Annotated in this window: 19 protein-coding genes, 4 tRNA genes, 1 riboswitch and 1 other annotated feature; all 23 genes read right to left on the bottom strand. The window is 41.7% G+C overall.

Annotation, left to right across the window (positions count from 1 at the left end):
• Window positions 1-4: 4 nt before the first annotated feature.
• The 23 genes from NQ560_RS06715 to NQ560_RS06605 all read right to left on the bottom strand — a co-directional run bounded on the left by NQ560_RS06715 (window position 5) and on the right by NQ560_RS06605 (window position 22,501).
• Complete coding sequence (locus tag NQ560_RS06715; RefSeq protein WP_005331443.1) at window positions 5-1,675, bottom strand: glutamine--tRNA ligase/YqeY domain fusion protein; 1,671 nt, start codon at window positions 1,673-1,675, stop codon at window positions 5-7.
• 167 nt (window positions 1,676-1,842) lie between these two features.
• Window positions 1,843-2,583, bottom strand: a complete 741-nt coding sequence (locus NQ560_RS06710) for an NUDIX domain-containing protein (protein WP_005331445.1) — start codon at window positions 2,581-2,583, stop codon at window positions 1,843-1,845.
• 17 nt (window positions 2,584-2,600) lie between these two features.
• A complete protein-coding gene (locus tag NQ560_RS06705; protein ID WP_005331449.1) occupies window positions 2,601-3,962 on the bottom strand; it encodes an MATE family efflux transporter in 1,362 nt (453 codons plus the stop codon).
• 149 nt (window positions 3,963-4,111) lie between these two features.
• Window positions 4,112-4,184, bottom strand: a tRNA-Thr gene (locus NQ560_RS06700).
• 95 nt (window positions 4,185-4,279) lie between these two features.
• Entirely contained in the window at window positions 4,280-4,888 is a 609-nt protein-coding gene (gene sigH / locus NQ560_RS06695; RefSeq protein WP_005331453.1) for an RNA polymerase sporulation sigma factor SigH, read from the bottom strand.
• Window positions 4,889-4,890: 2 nt separating this feature from the next.
• Window positions 4,891-5,649 (bottom strand): 23S rRNA (guanosine(2251)-2'-O)-methyltransferase RlmB, encoded by a 759-nt coding sequence (rlmB, locus tag NQ560_RS06690; RefSeq protein WP_005331454.1) that lies wholly within the window; start codon window positions 5,647-5,649, stop codon window positions 4,891-4,893.
• Between the two features lie 42 nt (window positions 5,650-5,691).
• The gene (locus NQ560_RS06685; RefSeq protein ID WP_005331457.1) at window positions 5,692-6,156 is read right to left on the bottom strand and encodes a Mini-ribonuclease 3; all 465 of its coding nucleotides are present in this window, start codon (window positions 6,154-6,156) and stop codon (window positions 5,692-5,694) included.
• A complete protein-coding gene (gene cysS / locus NQ560_RS06680; protein ID WP_005331458.1) occupies window positions 6,141-7,547 on the bottom strand; it encodes a cysteine--tRNA ligase in 1,407 nt (468 codons plus the stop codon). The genes NQ560_RS06685 and cysS overlap by 16 nt, the downstream gene beginning before the upstream one ends.
• A 2-nt stretch (window positions 7,548-7,549) precedes the next feature.
• The gene (cysE, locus tag NQ560_RS06675; RefSeq protein WP_005339233.1) at window positions 7,550-8,242 is read right to left on the bottom strand and encodes a serine O-acetyltransferase; all 693 of its coding nucleotides are present in this window, start codon (window positions 8,240-8,242) and stop codon (window positions 7,550-7,552) included.
• Between the two features lie 258 nt (window positions 8,243-8,500).
• Window positions 8,501-8,751, bottom strand: a binding site (T-box leader).
• 51 nt (window positions 8,752-8,802) lie between these two features.
• Window positions 8,803-9,378 (bottom strand): DUF4234 domain-containing protein, encoded by a 576-nt coding sequence (locus NQ560_RS06670; RefSeq protein WP_005331468.1) that lies wholly within the window; start codon window positions 9,376-9,378, stop codon window positions 8,803-8,805.
• A 157-nt stretch (window positions 9,379-9,535) separates the two neighbouring features.
• On the bottom strand, window positions 9,536-10,558 hold the full coding sequence (locus NQ560_RS06665; RefSeq protein WP_005331470.1) for a GNAT family N-acetyltransferase: 1,023 nt from the start codon (window positions 10,556-10,558) through the stop codon (window positions 9,536-9,538).
• An 88-nt stretch (window positions 10,559-10,646) separates the two neighbouring features.
• Window positions 10,647-11,216 (bottom strand): 2-C-methyl-D-erythritol 2,4-cyclodiphosphate synthase, encoded by a 570-nt coding sequence (gene ispF, locus NQ560_RS06660; protein WP_040015325.1) that lies wholly within the window; start codon window positions 11,214-11,216, stop codon window positions 10,647-10,649.
• Between the two features lie 183 nt (window positions 11,217-11,399).
• A tRNA-Met gene (locus NQ560_RS06655) sits at window positions 11,400-11,473 on the bottom strand.
• A gap of 17 nt (window positions 11,474-11,490) precedes the next feature.
• A tRNA-Val gene (locus tag NQ560_RS06650) sits at window positions 11,491-11,563 on the bottom strand.
• Between the two features lie 71 nt (window positions 11,564-11,634).
• The gene (gene bilS, locus NQ560_RS06645; protein ID WP_005331472.1) at window positions 11,635-12,138 is read right to left on the bottom strand and encodes a flavodoxin family protein BilS; all 504 of its coding nucleotides are present in this window, start codon (window positions 12,136-12,138) and stop codon (window positions 11,635-11,637) included.
• Window positions 12,139-12,279: 141 nt separating this feature from the next.
• Window positions 12,280-12,355, bottom strand: a riboswitch (cyclic di-GMP riboswitch).
• Window positions 12,356-12,453: 98 nt separating this feature from the next.
• A tRNA-Met gene (locus NQ560_RS06640) sits at window positions 12,454-12,527 on the bottom strand.
• A 269-nt stretch (window positions 12,528-12,796) separates the two neighbouring features.
• Window positions 12,797-14,614, bottom strand: coding sequence for an ATP-dependent zinc metalloprotease FtsH (gene ftsH, locus NQ560_RS06635; RefSeq protein WP_040015326.1), 1,818 nt, complete (start codon window positions 14,612-14,614; stop codon window positions 12,797-12,799).
• Window positions 14,615-14,751: 137 nt separating this feature from the next.
• Window positions 14,752-16,134 carry an APC family permease gene (locus NQ560_RS06630; protein ID WP_005331474.1) on the bottom strand — a complete coding sequence of 461 codons (1,383 nt, stop codon included), beginning with the start codon at window positions 16,132-16,134 and terminating at the stop codon, window positions 14,752-14,754.
• 11 nt (window positions 16,135-16,145) lie between these two features.
• On the bottom strand, window positions 16,146-16,277 hold the full coding sequence (locus tag NQ560_RS06625; RefSeq protein WP_005331475.1) for a hypothetical protein: 132 nt from the start codon (window positions 16,275-16,277) through the stop codon (window positions 16,146-16,148).
• A complete protein-coding gene (locus NQ560_RS06620) occupies window positions 16,274-16,555 on the bottom strand; it encodes a hypothetical protein (protein WP_005331476.1) in 282 nt (93 codons plus the stop codon). The genes NQ560_RS06625 and NQ560_RS06620 overlap by 4 nt, the downstream gene beginning before the upstream one ends.
• A 15-nt stretch (window positions 16,556-16,570) precedes the next feature.
• Window positions 16,571-16,867 (bottom strand): hypothetical protein, encoded by a 297-nt coding sequence (locus NQ560_RS06615; RefSeq protein ID WP_005339212.1) that lies wholly within the window; start codon window positions 16,865-16,867, stop codon window positions 16,571-16,573.
• A 243-nt stretch (window positions 16,868-17,110) separates the two neighbouring features.
• A complete protein-coding gene (gene gdhA / locus NQ560_RS06610) occupies window positions 17,111-18,445 on the bottom strand; it encodes an NADP-specific glutamate dehydrogenase (RefSeq protein WP_005331479.1) in 1,335 nt (444 codons plus the stop codon).
• A 288-nt stretch (window positions 18,446-18,733) separates the two neighbouring features.
• Window positions 18,734-22,501 carry a phosphoribosylformylglycinamidine synthase gene (locus NQ560_RS06605; protein ID WP_005331481.1) on the bottom strand — a complete coding sequence of 1,256 codons (3,768 nt, stop codon included), beginning with the start codon at window positions 22,499-22,501 and terminating at the stop codon, window positions 18,734-18,736.
• Between the last annotated feature and the right edge of the window lie 83 nt (window positions 22,502-22,584).

Raw genomic sequence — 22,584 nt, 5'->3', positions numbered from 1 at the left:
CTCTTTATTTCTTAGGCAGTTTGAAAGAGCTCTTCAGTGACACGATTCTATTGAACACCAGATTCTCCGGTGTAGAATCTTTACTGTCAACGCAGAAGTATCCATTTCTTACGAACTGGAAGCTGTCACATCCCTTTGCCTCTGCAAAGCTATCCTCTACATAGCAGTTCTTGCGGATTTCAAGAGAATGTGGATTCAGGTTCAGAGAACCGTCCTCTTTATTGTATACACCTTTCTCTTCATCTACAAGATTCTCATAGAGACGAATTTCTGCCTGTTTTGCATAAGGTGCTGCTACCCAGTGGATCGTTCCTTTCACTTTACGTCCTGTAAATCCTGTTCCGCATTTTGTCTCTGGATCATAAGTAGCGTGAACAACTGTCACATTTCCATCTTCGTCTGTCTCATAACTTGTACAGGTCACAAAATATGCATTCATAAGACGTACTTCATTGCCTGGGAAGAGACGGAAATATTTCTTCGGAGGCTCGATCATAAAATCGTCACGCTCAATGTAAAGCTCTTTGCAGAATGGAATCTGTCTCTTTCCAAGTTCCGGATTCTCCAGGTTATTATCTGCTTCCAGATATTCCACCTCTCCTTCCGGATAATTGTCGATCACAAGTTTAATTGGATCTAGTACTGCCATCATACGCGGACGTTTCAATTTTAAATCCTCACGAATACAATACTCAAGCATTGCATAGTCTACCGAACTCTGGCTCTTGGATACTCCACACAGCTCGATAAACATTTTCAGAGATTCCGGTGTGAATCCTCTTCTTCTGAGTGCTGCGATGGAAACAAGTCTTGGATCATCCCAGCCATCTACGATGCCGTCCTGAACAAGTTTCTTAATGTATCTCTTACCTGTCACAACATTGGTCAGGTATAATTTTGAAAACTCAATCTGACGCGGTGCCGGATCAAACTCGCACTCTTTTACAACCCAGTCATAGAGCGGTCTGTGATCCTCGAACTCCAGTGTACAGATAGAATGTGTGATATGCTCTACTGCATCCTCAATTGGGTGAGCAAAATCGTACATCGGATAAATGCACCATTTATCCCCTGTGTTGTGATGTGTCATATGTGCCACACGGTAAATGACCGGGTCTCGCATGTTAATGTTCGGAGACGCCATATCGATTTTCGCACGAAGTACCTTTGTTCCATCTTCAAACTCACCATTCTTCATGCGTTCAAAAAGATCTAAGTTTTCTTCAACACTTCTGTCACGATATGGGCTGTCCTTCCCTGGCTCTGTCAGTGTTCCTCTGTACTCGCGAATCTCATCAGCGCTGAGATCACACACATATGCTTTTCCCTTTTTGATCAATTTTACTGCACATTCATACATGGTATCAAAATAGTTAGAAGCAAAATACAGATGGTCTTTATAATCTGCTCCTAACCACTGCACATCTTCTTTGATAGACTCTACAAATTCCATATCCTCTTTCATCGGGTTCGTATCGTCAAATCTTAAATGAAATGTTCCACCGTATTCTTTCGCAAGTCCGGAATTTAAAAGAATGGACTTTGCATGTCCGATATGAAGGTATCCATTCGGCTCTGGCGGGAATCTTGTGCAGACCTCTGTATAAACTCCCTCTGCCAGATCTTTATCGATTTCCTGCTCTATAAAATTCTTAGAAACTGTCTCTTCTGCCATTTCTCTCCTCCTGATTTATCTGAATTATTTTAAATATACGCTAGTGATATCCACGGATTGCTCCATGCTGCATATTCCTGCAATCCTTCGGATATTCGAATATCGAGTGGCTTATGCCCCTCTTCCATTCCTATATCACTCAATATTTTACCCTATGACGGCACAGATTACAAACGTTTTTTGAGCGTTAAAAGTGCCTGTACAATAATTGCACTGTGGTCGACCGCAATCTCACCTGCTTTTTCCACCTGAAAATGTTCCTCGCGCACCAGCTCGCCACGGATCGTCTGTACAACTTCTGCCTCTGTATCCAAGCCTCTGCTTACATTTTTCACGTGAAGTTTATAGTGATATTCCATCTGTTTTTCCGAATCTGACACGGCGCCTCCATAGCATTTCAAATCATTCTCTCTTTCTTCTGTGCTGACTCCTTGTAGATTCACCTCACACCACACAGCATCCGCGGCGTCATCACCTGCCTGTACTTTCACAGCATTTTCCGGAACGACCGCCATATATGCAGTCGTGATCACGCGGGTCCGCGGATCTCTATCATAATCCCCATAAGTTGCAAGCTGTTCCATAACAAGCCCCTTTACACCTGTCTCTTCTTCCAGCTCACGCCTTGCAGTCTCATCTAAATTCTCCCGCATATTGGCAAAACCGCCCGGCAGTGCCCAGTAACCAATACTTGGGTGATTGCTTCTCTTTACAAGAAGAACCTTTAATCCGTCAATAGAATCACAACTTTCCCCTTCATATGCAAATATGACTGCATCTGTCGTATTGCTTGGTGTTTCATATTTTCTCGGATCATACAATTCCAGGAATTCTTCCAGATTCTGTCCCGCCTCATTTTTCTCACCAGTTCCGTAAAACTTGCTAAAATCATTTAAAAAAGCTGTCATGATACATCACTCACTTTCTATACTTCTTTCTTCATTCGATAATACGCCTCTGGCATCCATTTTCCCTTCCATACATAGAGTGCGATCAGTACTGCACCGATCAGCCATGTCACCGGATATGCCGTCATAACATAAGACAGTTTGTGGTCGATTCGAAGTACCGCCCAAATCCAGATAACTCTGCATACACATAAGGATACAAGGAATACAACCATTGTCTGAAATGTCTTTCCTGTTCCCCGGACTGTTCCTGCCATAACATGTAAGAAACCAAGCAGCCAGTAGAACGGACAGAAAAACTTCATAACATAAATTCCATACTGGACTACATCTGGTTTGCCAGAAAACACTCCAATGACCTGCGGCGCAAAGATTAACAATAATATTCCGGAAATAATGGTATATCCAACGCCCATACCTGTTGATACCCACATTCCTTTCTTCACGCGGTCATATTTTCCTGCGCCTACATTCTGACCTGCAAATGTACTGGCCGCCATACTGAAACTCAGCACCGGAAGAATATTGAATCCATCTACTTTTACATAAGCTGCATAGCCTGCCATTACAACTGCACCAAAGCTATTGACGCTGGACTGTACAATAACATTTGAAATGGATATAACAATATTTTGAAATCCTGTTGGCAGACCGATCTTCAAAATCCTTCCAAGCAGATTATCATAAAACCGAATATCACGTAGTCTTACATGATAACTTTCCTGGCTTCTCATTAAAAATCCCAGAATAAAAATACAGGATAAAAGCTGGCTGATATCTGTTGCAAGAGCCGCTCCAATAATTCCCATTTTCAAAATCACAACAAAAAATATATCTAAAAATATATTGGAAACCGCTGCAATAATCAAGTAGATTAATGACCGTCTGGAATTTCCCACTGCATTGAGAATTCCTGCTGACATATTATAAATAACAGAAAAAAATATTCCGCCAAAATACACCTGCAGATACTGTGATGATTGTTCAAATACTTCCTGCGGTGTGTCCATTGCCCGCAAAATCATCGGTGTTGTCACAACCCCTGCCACTGTCAATATCGCTCCTGCTGCCACGGCAATTGCAAGTGTCGTATGTACTGCTTTCCTTACTCCTTCACGATTCCCGGCTCCAAAAAACTGAGAAACAACGACTCCGGCACCTGCGGATGCACCGATACAGAATCCAAGCAGAAGATTGATGATTGCGCCACTGGATCCGACTGCTGCCAATGCCTCACTCCCAATCCAGTTTCCCACAATAATAGAATCTACTGTATTATATAATTGTTGAAATAAATTTCCCAAGATGAGCGGAATGGAGAAGAATAAAATTTCTTTCCAAATTGCCCCTTCTGTCATCACTGTACTTTTCTTACTCATATTTTCTCTCTACGCCTCTCTTCTAACACCCAAAATTCTTCTTTCAGCTATACTCTTCTTTGCCCGGCAGTCATACGATTTTAAAAAGTCAGATAGTAAAAACCCCGTAAACTCACGTTCTTCGCGAGTTTACGAGGTTAATTTAAACAAGCTGCCTAGCGGAATCGAACCGCCGACCTCCGCCTTACCAAGGCGACGCTCTACCGACTGAGCCAAGGCAGCGCGCATATGTTCTATGCAACGTTAATAATATACAATATCCGGCACTTGTTGTCAATGCCTAATCGAGTATTTCTATTTTTCAGCATTCCTGTTTTTCACAACTTCTCTTTTTCCAGAATCTTTTGCGTCTTTGCTTTAATTCTTTGCAAGGCATTATCCACCGTCTTTGGACTTTTGTCTAAAAGCCTTGCTATCGTGCGGTAATCGGTGCCCATAAGATGCAGATAAAGTACACGGTTCTCAAGATCACTTAAGCTCTCTTCCAGTTTACTTTCCAGAAGTTCTGCGTATTCCTGGCTGACTAATAGTTCTTCCGGATTGCTGTTTTTATGTGCTTCCATCGTATTGATCAGAGGTTCTTTCTCCTCCGTCATATCATAAAGTGAAACATAAGAATTTAACGGACTGTGTTTCTTTCTCCTGGAAGCCTCGATTGCGGAGTAAAGCTGTCTGGAAATACACAGTTTTGCGAAGCTGAAAAATGAACTATTCTGATCCGGCTCATAATTCTGCACCGCTTTAAAAAGACCAATCATACCTTCCTGGATCAGATCTTCATTTTCTCCTCCAAGAAGATACATAGCATTCGCTTCTTTTCGCACAAGATTTTTATATTTTTCCATAATATAATCTACGATTCTGTTGTCTCCATCGCGCAGCTTCTGAATCAGTTGTTCATCTGTCATCTTCTCATATCTGTCCATAATTATCCAAGCCTCTGTCTTACAATCTCATATGCAAGAACTCCGGTTGCCACAGATGCATTCAGGGAATCAATATCCCCTTTCATCGGAATGCTTGCAACAAAATCACAGGTTTCTTTTACAAGGCGGCTGACACCTTCTCCTTCATTTCCAATCACAAGACCGATCGGACCTGTCAGATTCAGCTTATACATAGACTCACCACCCATATCCGCACACACGAACCAAAGCCCTTTTTCTTTTAATTCTTTCATCGTCTTAGTCAGATTAGTCACTTTTGCAACCGGTGTATAGTTGATTGCTCCTGCCGATGTCTTTGCCACAGTCGCCGTCAGTCCTACCGCTCTTCGTTTAGGAATAATGACTCCATGCGCACCTGCCAGATTTGCAGTACGGATAATCGCACCCAGGTTGTGTGGGTCTTCAATATCGTCCAGCAAAATAAGAAATGGATCCTCTCCCCGCTCTTTTGCCAGTGCCAGCATATCCTCTACCTGTGCATACTCATAAGCCGCTGTATAAGCAATCACTCCCTGATGTCTTCCTGTCTGTGAAAGCTGTGTCAGACGTTCTTTATCTACAAACTGAACCAAAGTATCATGCTTCTTTGCCTCACGTACAATCGTCCGCACCGGGCCATCCTGGCAGCCGTCCAGAACAAATAATTTGTCCACTGGTTTTCCGGAACGAAATGCTTCTAATACCGCATTGCGTCCCTCAATCATATTTTCATTTCCATGTTTGTCTTTGTGTTCTATCATGAAATTCTCCTTCTTCAAAACTTACTCAAATCCTGCTGCCAGCTATTCTTCTTCCTTTAAAGCGGACCTGTCAGAAACACTGCAAAGCCCGATCTTCACCAAATCCAGCAGTCGTTTCCAGTCCTTTTTCAGATACAGATATCCCATCAACGCTTCAAATCCCGTAGCACGCCTGTAGTCTGTGATGGATTGATTCTTTGCAGGAGACACACTTTTGGCATTCCTTCCGCGTTTGTATATGCCATGCTCTTCTTCTGTTAAATGTTCCTGAATGGTACGCATCATTTTGGACTGGGCAGATGCCTGTACATAAGAGCTGGTCTCCTTATGCATTTTCTGAACCTGTTTATTTCCCTCATTCATTACTAAAGACTTAATTACAAGGTCAAAAATGCAGTCTCCGATATAAGCCAGAGCAAGAGGTGAATATTCTCTGATATCCACCTCTTTCATCTGGAAAATCTCCTGCATATAACTGTCAAACTGCCAATCTACGCTCTTTTCCATTGTACTCCTTCTCTTGTATCTTTCAAAATGATACCTTTTTCTAATAATTCATCACGAATCGCATCTGCTCTTGCAAAGTCCTTTGCTTTTCTTGCAGCCTGACGCTCCTCAATAAGTTTTTCAATGTCCTCTGCCAGAATTTCTTCTTTCTTCTCTACAATAAGACCAAGAACATCTGCAAGCTTCACGATCAAGTCTTTGATCTTTCCAAGATACTCTTTTGTCTTCTCGGCATCTGCATTGGTGTTGCTGTATCTTACAAGCTCAAAAATTGCAGCTACTGCATCTGCTGTATTAAAATCATCATCCATCGCATCTTCAAATGCTTTTACAAACGAATCTGTCTGAGCGAAAAGTTCTGCTTCCTCTGCAGTCATCGGCTCATCCTTTGCATTTTTTATAAGGAAGTTCAGGTTATCTACTGCATTTACAATTCGCTCCAGACTGCTCTTAGCTGCTTCCATAAGCTCAGCACTGAAGTTCAATGGACTTCTATAGTGTGCGCTCAGCATAAAGAAACGAAGCACCTGAAGATCATACTGCTCACTGATCTCACGGACAGTTCTGAAGTTTCCGAGAGACTTACTCATCTTGCGGTTGTCAATATTTAAAAATGCATTGTGCATCCAGTAATTTGCAAATGTCTTTCCATTGGCAGCCTCACTTTGGGCAATCTCATTTTCATGATGTGGGAATACAAGATCTTCTCCACCGGCATGAATATCTATCTGCTCTCCAAGATATTTCTTGGACATCTCAGAACACTCTGTATGCCACCCCGGACGTCCGTCACTCCATGGGGATTTCCAGAATGGTTCTCCTTCCTTTTTCGGTTTCCAGAGAACGAAATCCAATGGATCTTCCTTCTCATCTGCACCAGATACAAGAAGTGAGCGCTCTCCAGAACGAAGATCATCCAGATTCTTGTGGGACAATTTACCGTACTCTTTGAACTGGCGAGTTCTGTAGTAAACAGTACCGTTCTTTTCATAAGCATATCCCTTGTCCATCAGTGTCTGGATCAACTGGATCATACCGTCAATTTCCTGTGTTGCAAGCGGATTTGTTGTTGCAGGCTTTACATTCATGCCAGCCATATCTTTTTTACATTCTTCAATGTAACGCTGTGAAATCTCTTCAGCAGTCACACCTTCTTCATTTGCCTTTGCAATAATCTTATCATCTACATCCGTGAAGTTCGATACATAATTTACATCATATCCTTTATATTCGAAATATCTTCTGACAGTGTCAAATACGATCATCGGTCTTGCATTACCAATGTGAATAAAGTTGTATACAGTAGGTCCACATACATACATGCGGACTTTTCCTTCTTCAAGTGGTATAAATTCTTCTTTTTTCTTGGACATTGTATTATAAATCTTCATTTTTATTGCTCCTTCTCTTCTTTTGCGCACTGGGCATGCGCAACCATTTTTAACTGATTTTCCAGTTCCATAAGCTTTTTATGCATACGCAGGTTATCAACCTGAAGCTCTTTGATGTCATTGCTGATCGGGTCCGGAAGATCTACCTGGTTCATATCCATACGTGGGATTTTTGCACCATCCTGCTTTACAATTCTTCCAGGGACACCAACAACTGTACAATTAGCCGGCACTTCTTTCAACACAACGGATCCTGCTCCGATTTTTGAATTCTCGCCAATTTTAAATGATCCAAGAACCTTTGCTCCTGCGCTGACCATAACATTATCTCCAAGCGTCGGATGACGTTTTCCCTGTTCTTTTCCTGTACCGCCAAGTGTTACCCCCTGATACAAAGTAATGTTATCACCAAGTTCTGCCGTCTCACCAATGATAACGCCACTTCCGTGGTCAATAAAAAGACCTTTTCCAATGGTCGCACCCGGATGGATTTCAATTCCTGTCTTTCTGACTGCTCTTTGAGAAATCCAGCGCGCCATAACATAATGTCCCTTTTTGTATAATTTATGTGCGACTCTGTAATGAAGAATTGCCTTAAAACTAGGGTATAAAAATACTTCCATATTCGATTTGATTGCAGGATCCCGCTCACGAATCACCTGAATTTCTTCCTTGACATAGGATACAACTCCCATTTTAAGTTCCTCCCTTGACATATAATGATCAAATATATAGATGTTGGGGCAAAAGCCCCAACTATGATGCCTACGGATTGTTCCGTGCTTTGCACTCTCACAATCCTCCCAATTATTCGCATATCGTGGGATTGTCATCCCACTTCTAGGCTCATATTGGGGCGGGTCCCAAGATCTTTCATCCACTTATGAGCAAGCTCATGTGGATTTAGACCTTTTGACCCTGGCATCATATATAAAAAAACTTCGTCTCTCATAATAAGAGACGAAGTATATCCGCGGTTCCACTCTTTTAGAGATTCTGTCTTATGATCTTATGCAGACACCAATCTCCACTTTTCATACTTAACGCGTATCCACGTACTGCACTACCAGATTCCGATAAATCCTTCGCCCAGTCAACTCCCGGAGGCACTTCACAGATATTCCTCTTAAGAACGCTTTCAGCCGGTGACGTTCTCTCTCTGTCAGATTCTTATTCTGTTACTCTTTCCGTTCTAGGTCTTTGCCTGTTTAGAATATATAATATGTGAAAAAATACATTTTGTCAATCACAGATTCTACATAATTGCTTTATTAATTGTATCCTGCATCAGACAATAGCTTACAATTCCGAGGCCGAAAATTCCAAGGATCAGATATAAGATTCCTGAACTTCCATTCACGCCCTTGATCTGATCGCATTTTTCACCCATCTTGTACATCCAGTACCATCCATAGATTCCACATGTAATCAATGTGAACAGAAATACAAGTCCGCCTCCTGTCGCCTGTGTATCGCCACAGATCTGATTAACCTCGTCATTCAGCTTGATCATCCAGTAAATTCCATAGAGTCCGCATGTTACAATCGAAAGAATGACTGCAATCGCAATATTTCTCTCCTGGATTCCCGGGAATCTCTGATTCATGCCGCCTGCCGGGCCGCCATATTGATTCTGGTTTCCATAATTATTCTGATTTCCATATGCATTCTGACTATTATTCGTATCTGCACTTGTATACTGAGCCTGTCGTGGTACTTCGTATGTCTGCTGGCTTTGATTCGCATTCACATCAGCTAAAGCCGCTCCGCACTGTTTACAGAACTTTGCTCCGTCCTCACACTGAGCTCCACATTTGTGACAAAATTTCATTTCTCATTCCTCCTAAGTAAATCTATAAATATGCAGGGCAATATTTTTGTAAAATAATGCTTTGCCCGCCAATATTTACGATGACTACATCGTCTTTTTATCATAGCACATTTTCCTGTATTCGTCTATTGCAGAAATATGAAAAAGCATACTTGAATCAAACTGTTTCATTCAGATAAATCCTGGAAAGTGGAATAATCTTTTCAAGCTCCGATGCCATTCGTCCTGACATGGAAACTCCTTCTTCTTTACTGATTTCTTCTACCGTTTTTGCACCAAAGACAAGTTCTCCCAATGCACTGACCGGCAAAATACCTTCACTGGTTTCTGGCTTTCCATCCATAAGCATCAGTCCTGAAAACTCCGTTCCTGTCATTGTAACGTAACGGTTATTCTCCGGAATCAGTGGGTCTGTAATCTGAAAGCTGACTGCCATGAGACTTTTTAACTTCAACGACATCAACATTCTTCTGACATCTACGATCCGAATCATAATCTTCGGTTTTGCTTCCTTTTTTTCCACTTCTTCCGTCTCTTTAGATTCTTCATAATATGGTCTTACATCAACAATCTGTCCATCTTTTCTGTAGATGATAAGCTTTCCATCTTCACATGACAGCTCTTTCAGTAACCGTTCATAATAATTCTTATCACGCTTAGCGTAAACCTGGTATTTCCTCGCCAGTTCTTTCTGTGCCCAAGCTGAAATTTCATCACAATCTTTGTCTTCAGCCGCCTGTACAGTAATACTTTCCGCCAGTTTCTCCTCCGGAGCATAATATTCAATATTCTGTTCATACATCGTCCGGAAATCATGTGGCAGATAAATAGCCTCCGCTGCCGGCATCAGATAAGTAAATGTTACACCGGCCTGGTACATATCCAAAAGAGCCTCTCTTAAAAGTCCGGCCATATACCTTCTGCCACGGTATTCCTTTCTCGTTGCAACTGCCACAATGTAATAAGATTCCTTTTCAATTCCATTGACCATCAGTGTATATGGATTTAAATGCAGCATAGCCTGAATATCATCGTTTTCCCGAACAACATAAATTATATTGTCCTTCGTCTTCTCCTGATAATAATAATCTACAAAGCTTTTCTCGTCTTCCGAAAACACTTCTTCATAAAGCTTTCTCGTATCTAAATGCTGTGAAACTTCCAGCTTTTCAATTTTCATATGTCCTTTCCTCCAGCCACACTGTACATTTTACTTTATAATTCCAGATTATATAGATGTTGGGCTCAAAAGCACACAACTATGATACCTACGGATTCTGGCATCCACTACAGCCCGTACATCCGCCACAACTGCCTGCACAACCAGAACTTACATCCGCCGGACCGACACCGTAACTGTAATTCACAATCGTCTCAAGTGACGCAATTGCCTGTGCCGAAATACCTTCTCCGCTTCCGGTAAATCCAAGTCCTTCCTCTGTAGTTGCCTTAATATTCACCTGACTTACTTCAATTGCAAGGGCATCTGCAACATTTTTTTTCATCTGCTCAATATAAGGTGCCATCTTCGGACGCTGTGCAATGATTGTCGCATCAATATTTCCAACCACATACAGCTCATCATCAATCAGCTCCCGTACATACTCCAGAAGCTTTATACTGGAAATTCCTTTATATTTTGAGTCTGTATCCGGAAAATGCTTCCCAATATCTCCAAGCGCTGCTGCTCCGAGAAGGGCATCCATAATCGCATGGAGAAGCACATCCGCATCCGAATGTCCCAAAAGACCTTTCTCATACGGTATCTGGACACCTCCGATAATCAGATCTCTTCCTTCTACTAATTTGTGAACATCGTATCCCAAACCAACTCGCATTTTAATTCCTCCACAAAACTTTTTTTCATTCTCCATTGTCAATGTCTTTTTTTATTATACATGAGAGAATATTCAGAGTCAATGAACGGCCACTATAGCTAGAGTTTTTTTGCACAATAGGAAATGCAATTTCTTATACAAAAAAAAGAAATCTGCTTTTGCAAATTCCTTTTCTTATACAAGTAGCGGGAACTGGATTTGAACCAGCGACACCGCGGGTATGAACCGCGTGCTCTAGCCAACTGAGCTATCCCGCCATATATTGAGGTATATATGGGACCAATAGGGCTCGAACCTATGACCCTCTGCTTGTAAGGCAGATGCTCTCCCAGCTGAGCTATGATCCCATATCTTGTGGCTCTCTCGAACCGACTTCGTTAGTATACATCAATATAGTGAGTATTGTCAATAACTTTTTTTATTTTTTTATTATCTTTTTTAATTTTTCCAGATCGTCCATATCAGGATGCGACAATGCACAGTCAAAATTTGCAATCAACATATCAAGATTAGCTGGATGTTCCGGATTTTCTTTCATCTTTACATATCGTTCACGCACAGATTGTGGCATTTTCCCCTGGCACATATACTCTCCAATAACAGCATTGCTTGAATCAATGGATTGTTTGACTTGCCCGAGAATCTTTTCAAAATATACATCACTTCCACCAAACCCAGCCGTTCCAAACAGAAAAATCTTCTTGTTTTTTAGTTTCGCTAATAATTCTAATGTCTTGGTATCCGCGCTCCCTTTGTCAGTCCAAAATCCGATATACAACAAATCGGATGGAGGGATCTTTGAATCATTCTCCCCAAAATAATCACACTTATCTTTTGGCAATATTTCATAGACTGCATCAGCCAGCTTCTTTGTATTACCAGTTGAACTACTGAATACGATTGAATAATTTTCTTGTTCCATAATCTCATCGTCTCCTTCTTTGTTTGATTTTTGCTGTGCTAAACTCTCTCCAGATTATGTTGTAACGCATCAATCAAATCTTTAATAACAATTGGCTTGGATAAAAATCCATCCATACCAAATAGACAGTGTGCATCCTTTTTTTACAACTGGCTACCATTTTACAGGTCCTATAGCTTTGCGTCGCAGACTTTCGTCTGTTTTGCCCAAAATATTATTTTAATTATAGCACTTCTTATTTTCTCATGTCTATATTTTTCTATGGCAAAGTATAAAAAGAAAAAAAGAACTCACAATGTGAATTCTCTTTCCAAGTAGCGGGAACTGGATTTGAACCAGCGACACCGCGGGTATGAACCGCGTGCTCTAGCCAACTGAGCTATCCCGCCATATTTATATTCGCTGCTCTCTTGAACCAGCTTCCTAAGTTTACAATAAGATTCTACTTTCGTCAACAACTTTTTTTCAATTTTTCAATTTTTTCTACATTTGCAAAAATTTCATCTTTTATTTCGTCCCTCGCATCAGTAAATACCTGTGTTCCAATAGATACTCAAAAGAAAAAGCGAGTCTGTGCGTGGAATCCGGTTTTACCTCGTAGATATATTTTCCCGAACTCCTGCACATTCTCGCTGAGTGTATTCACTCCTCTTCCTGATCAGGCGTTTAAAATATTCATGAATTCTTCTCCTGTAATCGTTTCTTTCTCATACAGATACCTTGCCAGATCGTCCAGTTTTTCTCTGTTCTCCATCAATATTCCAGCTGCTTTTTCATGTTCACTTCGAACAACTTCCACAACCTTCTCATCAATCTTTGTCTGCGTCTCTGTCGAACAGGTCAGGGAAGAATCTCCTCCCAGATACTGATTCGTCTGCACTTCCATTGCAACCATATCAAAATCACACGTCATTCCATATCTTGTGATCATAGCCCTTGCAAGCTTGGTTGCCTGTTCAATATCATTGGAAGCTCCCGTCGTGACTGAACCAAACACAATTTCTTCCGCTGCCCTTCCTCCTGTAAGAGTCTCAATTTTATTCAGGATTTCTTCTTTTGTCATCAGATAATGATTGCCTTCCTCGACCTGCATCGTATAGCCAAGAGCCCCCGACGTTCTGGGAACAATGGTAATCTTCTGTACCGGAGCTGAATTAGTCTGTTTTGCAGCCACAAGCGCATGCCCGATTTCATGATATGCCACAATCCGCTTTTCTTTATCTGTCAGGATCGCATTTTTCTTCTGATATCCGGCGATAACAACCTCAATACTCTCCTCCAGATCTTCCTGCGTTACAAATTTACGGTTGTCACGAACTGCACGAAGTGCTGCTTCATTTACAATATTAGCAAGTTCCGCTCCAGAAGCTCCGGAAGCCATACGTGCCACTTTATTATAATCTACATTATCACCAACTTTTATTTTCTTTGCATGAACCTTCAGGATATCTTCTCTTCCTTTCAGATCAGGAAGTTCTACCGGCACACGTCTGTCGAACCGTCCCGGTCTTAAAAGAGCCGGATCCAGGGATTCTGGACGGTTCGTTGCCGCAAGAATGATCACACCCGTGTTGTCTTCGAATCCGTCCATCTCTGTCAGCAACTGATTCAAGGTCTGCTCACGTTCATCATTTCCACCTATCTGTCCATCCCGCTTCTTACCGATTGCATCTATCTCATCAATAAACACAATACATGGTGCTTTTTCTTTTGCCTGTTGAAACAGATCACGCACCTTTGATGCACCCATACCAACGAACATCTCTACAAATTCAGAACCGGACATGGAGAAAAATGGAACATTTGCCTCACCGGCAACTGCTTTTGCAAGCATCGTCTTACCTGTTCCCGGAGGTCCTACAAGAAGAATTCCTTTCGGCATCGATGCTCCGATTTCTTTATATCTGGCCGGGTTATGAAGATATTCTACAATCTCGCTTAAATTCTCTTTCGCCTCATCTTCACCTGCAACATCACGGAAACGGATTCCCTCGGATGATTTCACATAAATCTTCGCACTGCTTTTTCCCATTCCGAAAGACATGGCGTTTTTTCCACCGGCCCGCTTCATCAATTTTCTGGACATGTATTCTCCCAATGCTACAAAAAACAAGATTGGAAGCACCCAGGATAAAATATTAACCAGGATCGGAGATGACTGATCAATTTCTTCTCCGTAAAAAGAAACATCCGCTTCATATAATCGTTTCGTCAGATCCGGATCATTGACCATCGCCGTTTTGTAAATGGTCTTCCCGTCTTTTCCTGTAAATAAGATCGTATTATCCTGTTGCTGCAATTCTACTTTTTTTATCTCCTTTTTCTCGGTCATAGAGATAAATGTTCCATAATCTACATCTTTGATCTGCTTTTCCTTTATGTAAGGCATCGCAATAATGTTAAATAGTATCAGGATAATCAGCACAATCGTATAATAAAACATCAACGGTTTTTTCGGCCGTTTCACCTGTTCCATAATCATTCCTCCATTCTTTCAATATCGAATTCAATTTTCTTTTATATGGTAACAGTTTTTGTCTGATTATTCTAGTTTTATATTATGAAAATTGTATGAATTTCGTAAAATAAAAATATTAAAGTACAATCTTCCGATTATAATTCCTTCGGTTTCGGCCACTTCTGAGTACCGGCTTTTAAGAACTGTGATTTATCTATAAACTTCAGTCTCCTTTTCAAGAACCAGACAGATGCCAGGAAATAAAATGCAACTCCGCCTAGTATATTAATCCAATAACCCAGATACATACCCAGCAGCGTCATACCGATCAACACTGCTGCGATCAATGCAGGTACCGGATGGATTGGTGCAACATATCCACGCTCAATCGTTCCAAGGGGATACATTTTCCGGAACCGGAACATCATGATCACTGTCAGCACATATACCATCAACGCTGAAAATATAGAAAATGTAACAACCTGATCCAACATTCCTGTAAATGCAAATGCCATAGATATCGGCAGTAAAAATACAGTTGCCCGGTACGGTGTCTTATATTTCGGATGTGTCTTTGCAAATATCGGCGGAATCAGCCCATCTCTTGACATTGCGAACCAAGCTCTGCTTGCATCGTTAATGCAGCCATTTGCTGAAGCCAGACACGCCATGATCGTGCCAACAAACAATGCAATGATAACATATAATTTTCCAGTTGCCAGTGCCGCGTCGTACAACGGATATGCAGACTCACCAAGCTTTTCTGCCGGGACAAGACCTGAGCACACAAACCATGTTGTAGTAGCACCAATCAGCAGCACAGACAAACCTATCATAGTTCCCAGTGGCAAAGCTCTGCTGGTAGACCTGCATTCTTCTGCCGCCAGTGCTCCTCCTTCGATTCCCAGGAAAAACCAGACTGCAAACTGCATGGCTGCAATAATTCCAAGATAACCATATGGAAGTCCATCTGTCATTTTTTTCAAATTAATCAAAGTCATCTGTGGATCATAAAAGCTTGTTGAAAATAATAAAATAAATATCGTCACAAATGCAACTGCCGTAATCACAAAATTCAGGGTCAAGGTTGCATAGACACCTCGGTAATTCATATATGTCAGCACAAGCAGACTTAATATGATAAATGGCAGCGCTTTCACATTCGGGTTCAATGATTCAAGTATCTGTCCGACGACCAGAACATCGGCCGCTTCCAGCATTGCATATTCCAGCACAAGCATCAGCCCTACGTTAAATGCAGCTAAAGGTCCAAGCATATATTTCGCCATTGTATACTGTCCGCCTGCCTCCGGCATGACAGAACCCATCTCCGTATTCATCATCACGATCATGACATAAAGCATGGCTACCGTCCAAAGTGCAATAACAGAACCAATCGATCCTCCTTTTGCGACCGTAAAATTCCATCCCATGAACTCTCCAACAAGTACAATTCCTACTCCAAGAGCCCAGATATGCATTGGTCCAAGAACTTTCGAAAGTCCCTGACTCTTTTCATTTGTCTTTTCTTTCTCCATAAGTATGCCTCTTAGTCTTTCTTTTCAAGCTTTTTCTCTTCTCTGTTCCTTTTTTCCACTTTTATCAGATCACTCAAGATCAAATAAAGAAATACTGCACATAATACCCATGCTGCAATATTTATAATTGTCCATATGCTCATACCTGTTCCTGCTCCTTTTCGCTATATTCCAGTTCAATAATTTCCTTTAAATCTTTTTTGCTTCTTTTCACAAGAAATGTTACATATGCTGCCAGCGCAACTACAACCGGCACCAGTGTAGATACCTTGATCACATATGCTTTTCCTGCCTCCTTGACACCTGCAAGATTTTGAAAAAGCATCGTCACAAGCAAAACCACAAAGCATAGGATCATTACGAAAAACACATCTATCACTTGCATTATTTTTTCATTTTTCGTCTCTTTTTTATTTTCCATCTTCTGTCACTCCTACTACGCATCTTTCTTCTGCAATTTCAAATTTTCAAGATCCTCTTTATAAATCACATCTTTGTTTCTTTTTAAGTGTCTGTAAACTGCAAAAAGTCCGAGGGACAATGCACTTCCAGTCACCAACGCAATACAAATCATAATTGTTCTTGTAGTAGAATCTCCCGCTACCTGTAAAGCCTGTCGTAATATCGTACTTAAAATACACCACATAAATATTGCAAACCCTGCCAGAAGAATGCAATCCCTGTGGTAGACTTTCTGGATTTCCGCCTCAGACACTTCCATTTTTGAGCCCATTTTTTTCATCCTTTCTGTATAAAATTTTCCGCACGCTTTTTAATGTTATCGTGATAACATTAGTTGTTTATATTATACTCTTTTATGTATAAAATTCAATTATTTTTTTAATAAGTGGAAAATCTTTTGAACATAAAATACTGATTCTGCCGGAGATTTTTTGCATAACAGGAAATAAGATTCCTGTTATGCAAAAAAAGAAAGCCCCGTAAATCCGGGACTTTCCAAATATTTTAGTACTTTTTATACAATTCCCTGAGCTGTCATAGCATCTACAACTTTCTCAAATCCTGCAATGTTAGCTCCTGCTACGTAGTTACCTTCCATATCGTAACGTTTTGCAGCATCTACCATGTTGTGGCAGATATTTACCATGATGTTCTTCAGTTTTGCATCAACCTCCTCGAATGTCCAGCTAAGTCTCTCACTGTTCTGTGACATCTCAAGAGCAGATGTAGCAACACCACCGGCATTCGCTGCTTTTCCAGGTGCAAAGATTACACCGTTCTCCTGCAGATACTCAGTTGCCTCGTATGTAGTAGGCATGTTAGCACCCTCGCATACAGCTACACAACCGTTTGCTACTAACTGTTTTGCATCCTCTAAGTGAAGCTCGTTCTGTGTTGCACATGGAAGAGCCAGATCTACCTTTACAGACCATACGCCACGTCCCTCATGATACTCTGAGTTCGGACGATAGTTCTTGTACTCTGTCAGTCTTGCGCGTTTTACTTCTTTAATTTCTTTCAGAGCTGCAACATCAATTCCTTCTGGATCATATACCCAGCCTGTAGAATCGCTGACTGTAACAACCTTAGCTCCAAGCTCCTGAGCCTTCTCTGTTGCGTAGATTGCAACATTACCGGAACCGGATACTGCAACTGTCATACCCTTGATATCTTTTCCGTTGAGTTTCAGAAGTTCCTCTGTCAGATACAGAAGTCCATAACCTGTGGCTTCTGTTCTTGCTAAAGATCCACCGTAACTTAATCCTTTACCTGTAAGTACACCTTCGTATACTCCGCGGATTCTCTTGTACTGACCAAACATATATCCAATCTCTCTTGCGCCTGTTCCGATATCTCCGGCCGGAACGTCAGTGTCAGCACCGATATATTTGCAAAGTTCTGTCATAAAGCTCTGGCAGAATGCCATAACTTCTCTGTCGGATTTTCCCTTAGGGTCGAAATCAGAACCACCTTTTCCTCCTCCGATTGGAAGACCTGTCAGTGAGTTCTTGAATACCTGCTCAAATCCAAGGAATTTGATGATTCCAAGGTTTACGGAAGGATGAAGGCGTAAGCCTCCTTTGTATGGTCCGATTGAACTGTTGAACTGTACACGGTAACCTGTATTTACCTGAACCTGTCCATTATCGTCTACCCATGGAACACGGAATTTGATCTGTCTCTCAGGCTCAACCAGTCTCTCAAGCAAAGCGTCTTTTCTGAATTTCTCCTCGTTTGCTTCGATTACCACTCTCAATGATTCCAATACTTCTTTTACTGCCTGGTGGAATTCTGGCTCAGCAGGGTTCTTTGCCACTACTTTTTCCAGTACTTCATCAACATATGACATACCTTTGTACCTCCTGAAAAAATGTTATTATGAAATTTAAAGCGCCATATTTCTTGATTTATTTGCATTCATCATTCAAAAAAGAAGGACGGCAAAACCGTTCTTCTCCTTCGACGCTTTTGTCCTTTAATATTGTAAAGTATTTTACTTTATAACACAAGATTTTTTTTGCAAAAAAATGTTATTTTTATATTTTGTGCAATTTTAATTTTCATTTCCTGCATAATTTTGTATTTTTGCCGAAATACAGAACAAGCGCCTGCAAAATTTGCAAGCGCCTGATTATTTTTATTTAAAATATTTCACTCCAGACTCAAAGATCTTCAGATCCTGTTCTCCGTAAATGTTCATTGCAACGGAACGTCCACGTCTTTCTGAATGGGCCATTTTACCAAATACTCTTCCATCCGGGCTGGTGATACCTTCGATTGCAAGATAGGAACCATTAATGTTCCATGTCTCATCCATAGATACATTTCCCTGTGGGTCGCAGTACTGAGTTGCAACCTGTCCATTTGCGATCAGCTTGTCAAGCCACTCTTTACTTGCAACAAAACGTCCCTCTCCGTGAGATGCCGGGTTTGTGTAAACTCCGCCAAGCTTTGCTCCGGAAAGCCATGGAGACTTGTTGCTGACTACTTTCGTGTACACCATCTTAGAAATGTGGCGTCCAATTGTATTGTAAGTCAGTGTCGGAGAATCCTCTGTCTGTCCTGTAATTGTTCCATTTGGAACAAGTCCCAGTTTTACAAGAGCCTGGAATCCATTACAGATACCAAGTACCAGTCCGTCACGCTCCCCAAGAAGTTTCTCAACCGCCTCTTTCATCTTCGCATTCTGGAATGCAGTTGCAAAGAATTTTGCAGAACCATCCGGTTCATCACCAGCGCTGAATCCACCTGGGAACATGATCATCTGAGACTGCGCGATTGCTTTTTCAAATACATCGACAGAATCTACAATATCAGAAGCACTCATATTGCGGAATACTTTTACGATTGTTTTTGCTCCTGCTCTCTCAAAAGCTCTCTTACTGTCATACTCACAGTTTGTTCCAGGGAATACCGGAATAAATACAGTCGGCTGAGCGATCTTGTGTTCGCAGATATGTACTTCTTTTGTATCAAAAAGACCTGTGTCAATCTTCTCGTCCTGTCCCTCTGCTTTGGAATTTGTAGCAAATACGCTCTCCAGTGTACTCTCCCATGCTTTTTGAGCATCTGCAAGGGCAATCTTTGTATCTTTGTATTCAAAATTCTGCTCTTCTGTCACTTCACCGATGACTGTGTAATCAATCGTCAGTCCATCCAGCTTGTCAGCCGGAACTTCAGCAATCAGATCTCCAAATGCAGGTGCGAACAAGTCTTTTGCCTCTACGCTCGCATCTAATGTTACACCCATGCGATTACCAAATGCCATCTTGCTGACAGCCGGAACGATTCCGTGTCTGTCAAGTGCATAAGCTGCCACAATCTTGCCGTCATGGATATCAGCAGTAAATTTACCATACTGGTCCATAACTTTTTCATAAGCCGGAACATCATACTCGTCTGTCGGGATCTGAAGCCATACAAGCTTATCTCCTGCTTTCTTAAGCTCCGGTGTAATAATATCTTTTTCTGTTGCCACATCCACTGCAAAAGAAACCAGTGTCGGTGGTACATCAATATGCTCAAATGTTCCGGACATACTGTCTTTTCCACCGATAGAAGGAAGACCAAATCCAAGCTGTGCACTGTAAGCACCAAGAAGTGCTGCGAATGGCTGGCTCCATCTATGTGGATCCTCTGTCATACGGCGGAAGTACTCCTGGAATGTGAAACGGATCTTACTGTAATCTCCTCCTGCTGCCACAATTTTTGCTACAGACTCTGTCACTGCGTAAATAGCTCCGTGGTACGGACTCCATGTTGACAGATACGGGTCGAATCCGAAACTCATCATTGTAACCGTATCGCAGTCTCCTGTCAGTACAGGAAGCTTTGCAACCATAGCCTGTGTCTCTGTCATCTGATACTGTCCGCCATGCGGCATAAATACAGAAGATGCTCCAATGGAACCGTCAAACATTTCCACAAGACCTTTCTGTGAGCACACATTCAGATCTTTTAATGTCTCCATCCACTTTTCTTTGACATCTGTCACTTCTTCTCTTACGAGGATACTGTCTTTGCGGCTTGGAATATCTACAGCTACTTTTGTCTCCTGATGAGCACCGTTAGTATCTAAAAATGCTCTGGATAAGTCTACGATCTTCTTACCTCTCCAGGATAATACAAGTCTTGGCTCCTCTGTTACGACAGCTACCTTTGTTGCCTCTAAGTTCTCTTCTGCTGCATATCCCATAAATTCATCTACATCCTTCGGGTCTACAACAACAGCCATACGCTCCTGAGACTCAGAAATTGCAATTTCTGTTCCATCAAGTCCTGCGTATTTCTTCGGTACTTTGTCCAGATCTACCTGAAGTCCGTCAGCAAGTTCTCCGATTGCAACAGAAACTCCTCCGGCGCCAAAGTCGTTACATTTCTTAATTAATTTGCTGACTTCCTCTCTGCGGAACAGTCTCTGGATCTTACGCTCTGTCGGCGGATTACCTTTCTGTACCTCTGCTCCACAAGTCTCGATAGACTCCTCTGTATGTACTTTAGAAGATCCGGTTGCTCCACCGCAGCCGTCACGTCCGGTACGTCCACCGAGCAGGATAATGATATCACCAGGATCTGAAGTCTCACGGATTACTGCACGTCTTGGTGCTGCTCCGAGAACTGCTCCGATTTCCATACGTTTTGCCACATAATTCGGGTGATAGATCTCCTTAACTGCACCAGTTGCAAGTCCGATCTGGTTACCATAAGAACTATATCCATGAGCTGCCTCCCGAACCAGTTTCTTCTGAGGAAGCTTTCCTTTCATTGTATCTTTGATAGACACAGTCGGATCTGCTGCTCCGGTCACACGCATTGCCTGGTATACATAAGTACGTCCTGATAATGGATCTCGGATTGCTCCGCCAAGACATGTAGCAGCTCCACCAAAAGGCTCAATCTCTGTCGGGTGGTTGTGTGTTTCATTTTTAAAGTTCACAAGCCACTCTTCTTCCACGCCATCTACCTTGATCGGTACAACGATACTGCAGGCATTGATCTCATCTGACTCTTCCTGATCCTGAAGCTTGCCTTCTTTTTTCAGCTTTCTCATAGCCATCAATGCAAGATCCATCAGACATACAAATTTGTCCTCACGCCCTTTAAAAATCTCGCTGTGATCGCGAAGGTACTGCTTGTAAGTATCTTCCATCGGTTTTCGATAATCTCCGTCTCCAAAGGAAACTTCTGTAAGTTCTGTTGAAAATGTTGTATGACGGCAATGGTCTGACCAGTAAGTATCCAGTACGCGGATCTCTGTCATGGAAGGATCGCGGTGCTCTTCCCCTTTGAAATGATTCTGGATATGCTGGAAGTCACGGAATGTCATTGCAAGTCCAAGAGAATCATATAATTTCTTAAGCTCTTCCTCTTCCATATCCTTAAACCCGTCAAATACAATAACATCAGCAGGCTCGTCAAATTTTGTCACTAGTGTCTCCGGCTTCTCCTCTGCTGCTTCTCTTGAGTCTACCGGGTTGATGCAGTGTTCCTTAATCTTCTGAAGTTCTTCTTCTGTAATAGCTCCATTCTTACCATGAATAATATAAGTCGTTGCAGTACGGATGACCGGCTGCTCGTCCTCTTTTACGAACTGGATACACTGAACAGCAGAATCTGCTCTCTGATCGAACTGACCCGGAAGAAATTCTACGGAAAACAGACTGTCTCCGGAACCAACAGGAGCCTCCTCTTTCCAAAGGACATCTACCGGTGGTTCAGCAAAGATACCATTGCATGCTCTTTCAAATGTCTCATCTGATACGTTCTCCACATCATAACGATTCAAGATACGCACATACTCTACGTCTTTGATTCCAAGATAATTGCGAATCTCATGTGCAAGTGCCTTCTGCTGGACATCATAGCTGCCCTTTTTCTCAACATACACTCTTCTTACATTACTCATTCGTCTTCCTCCATTGTGTTTATATTTTTATTTGGTAATAGTTCTGTTACTTTAAATCTTCATTATTTATTTCATTGTAACAT

The organism is Dorea formicigenerans (assembly GCF_025150245.1).
Classification (GTDB): domain Bacteria; phylum Bacillota; class Clostridia; order Lachnospirales; family Lachnospiraceae; genus Dorea; species Dorea formicigenerans.
The sequence above is the reverse complement of the archived record's forward strand: the minus strand, read 5'-3'. Positions and strand labels throughout refer to the sequence as shown.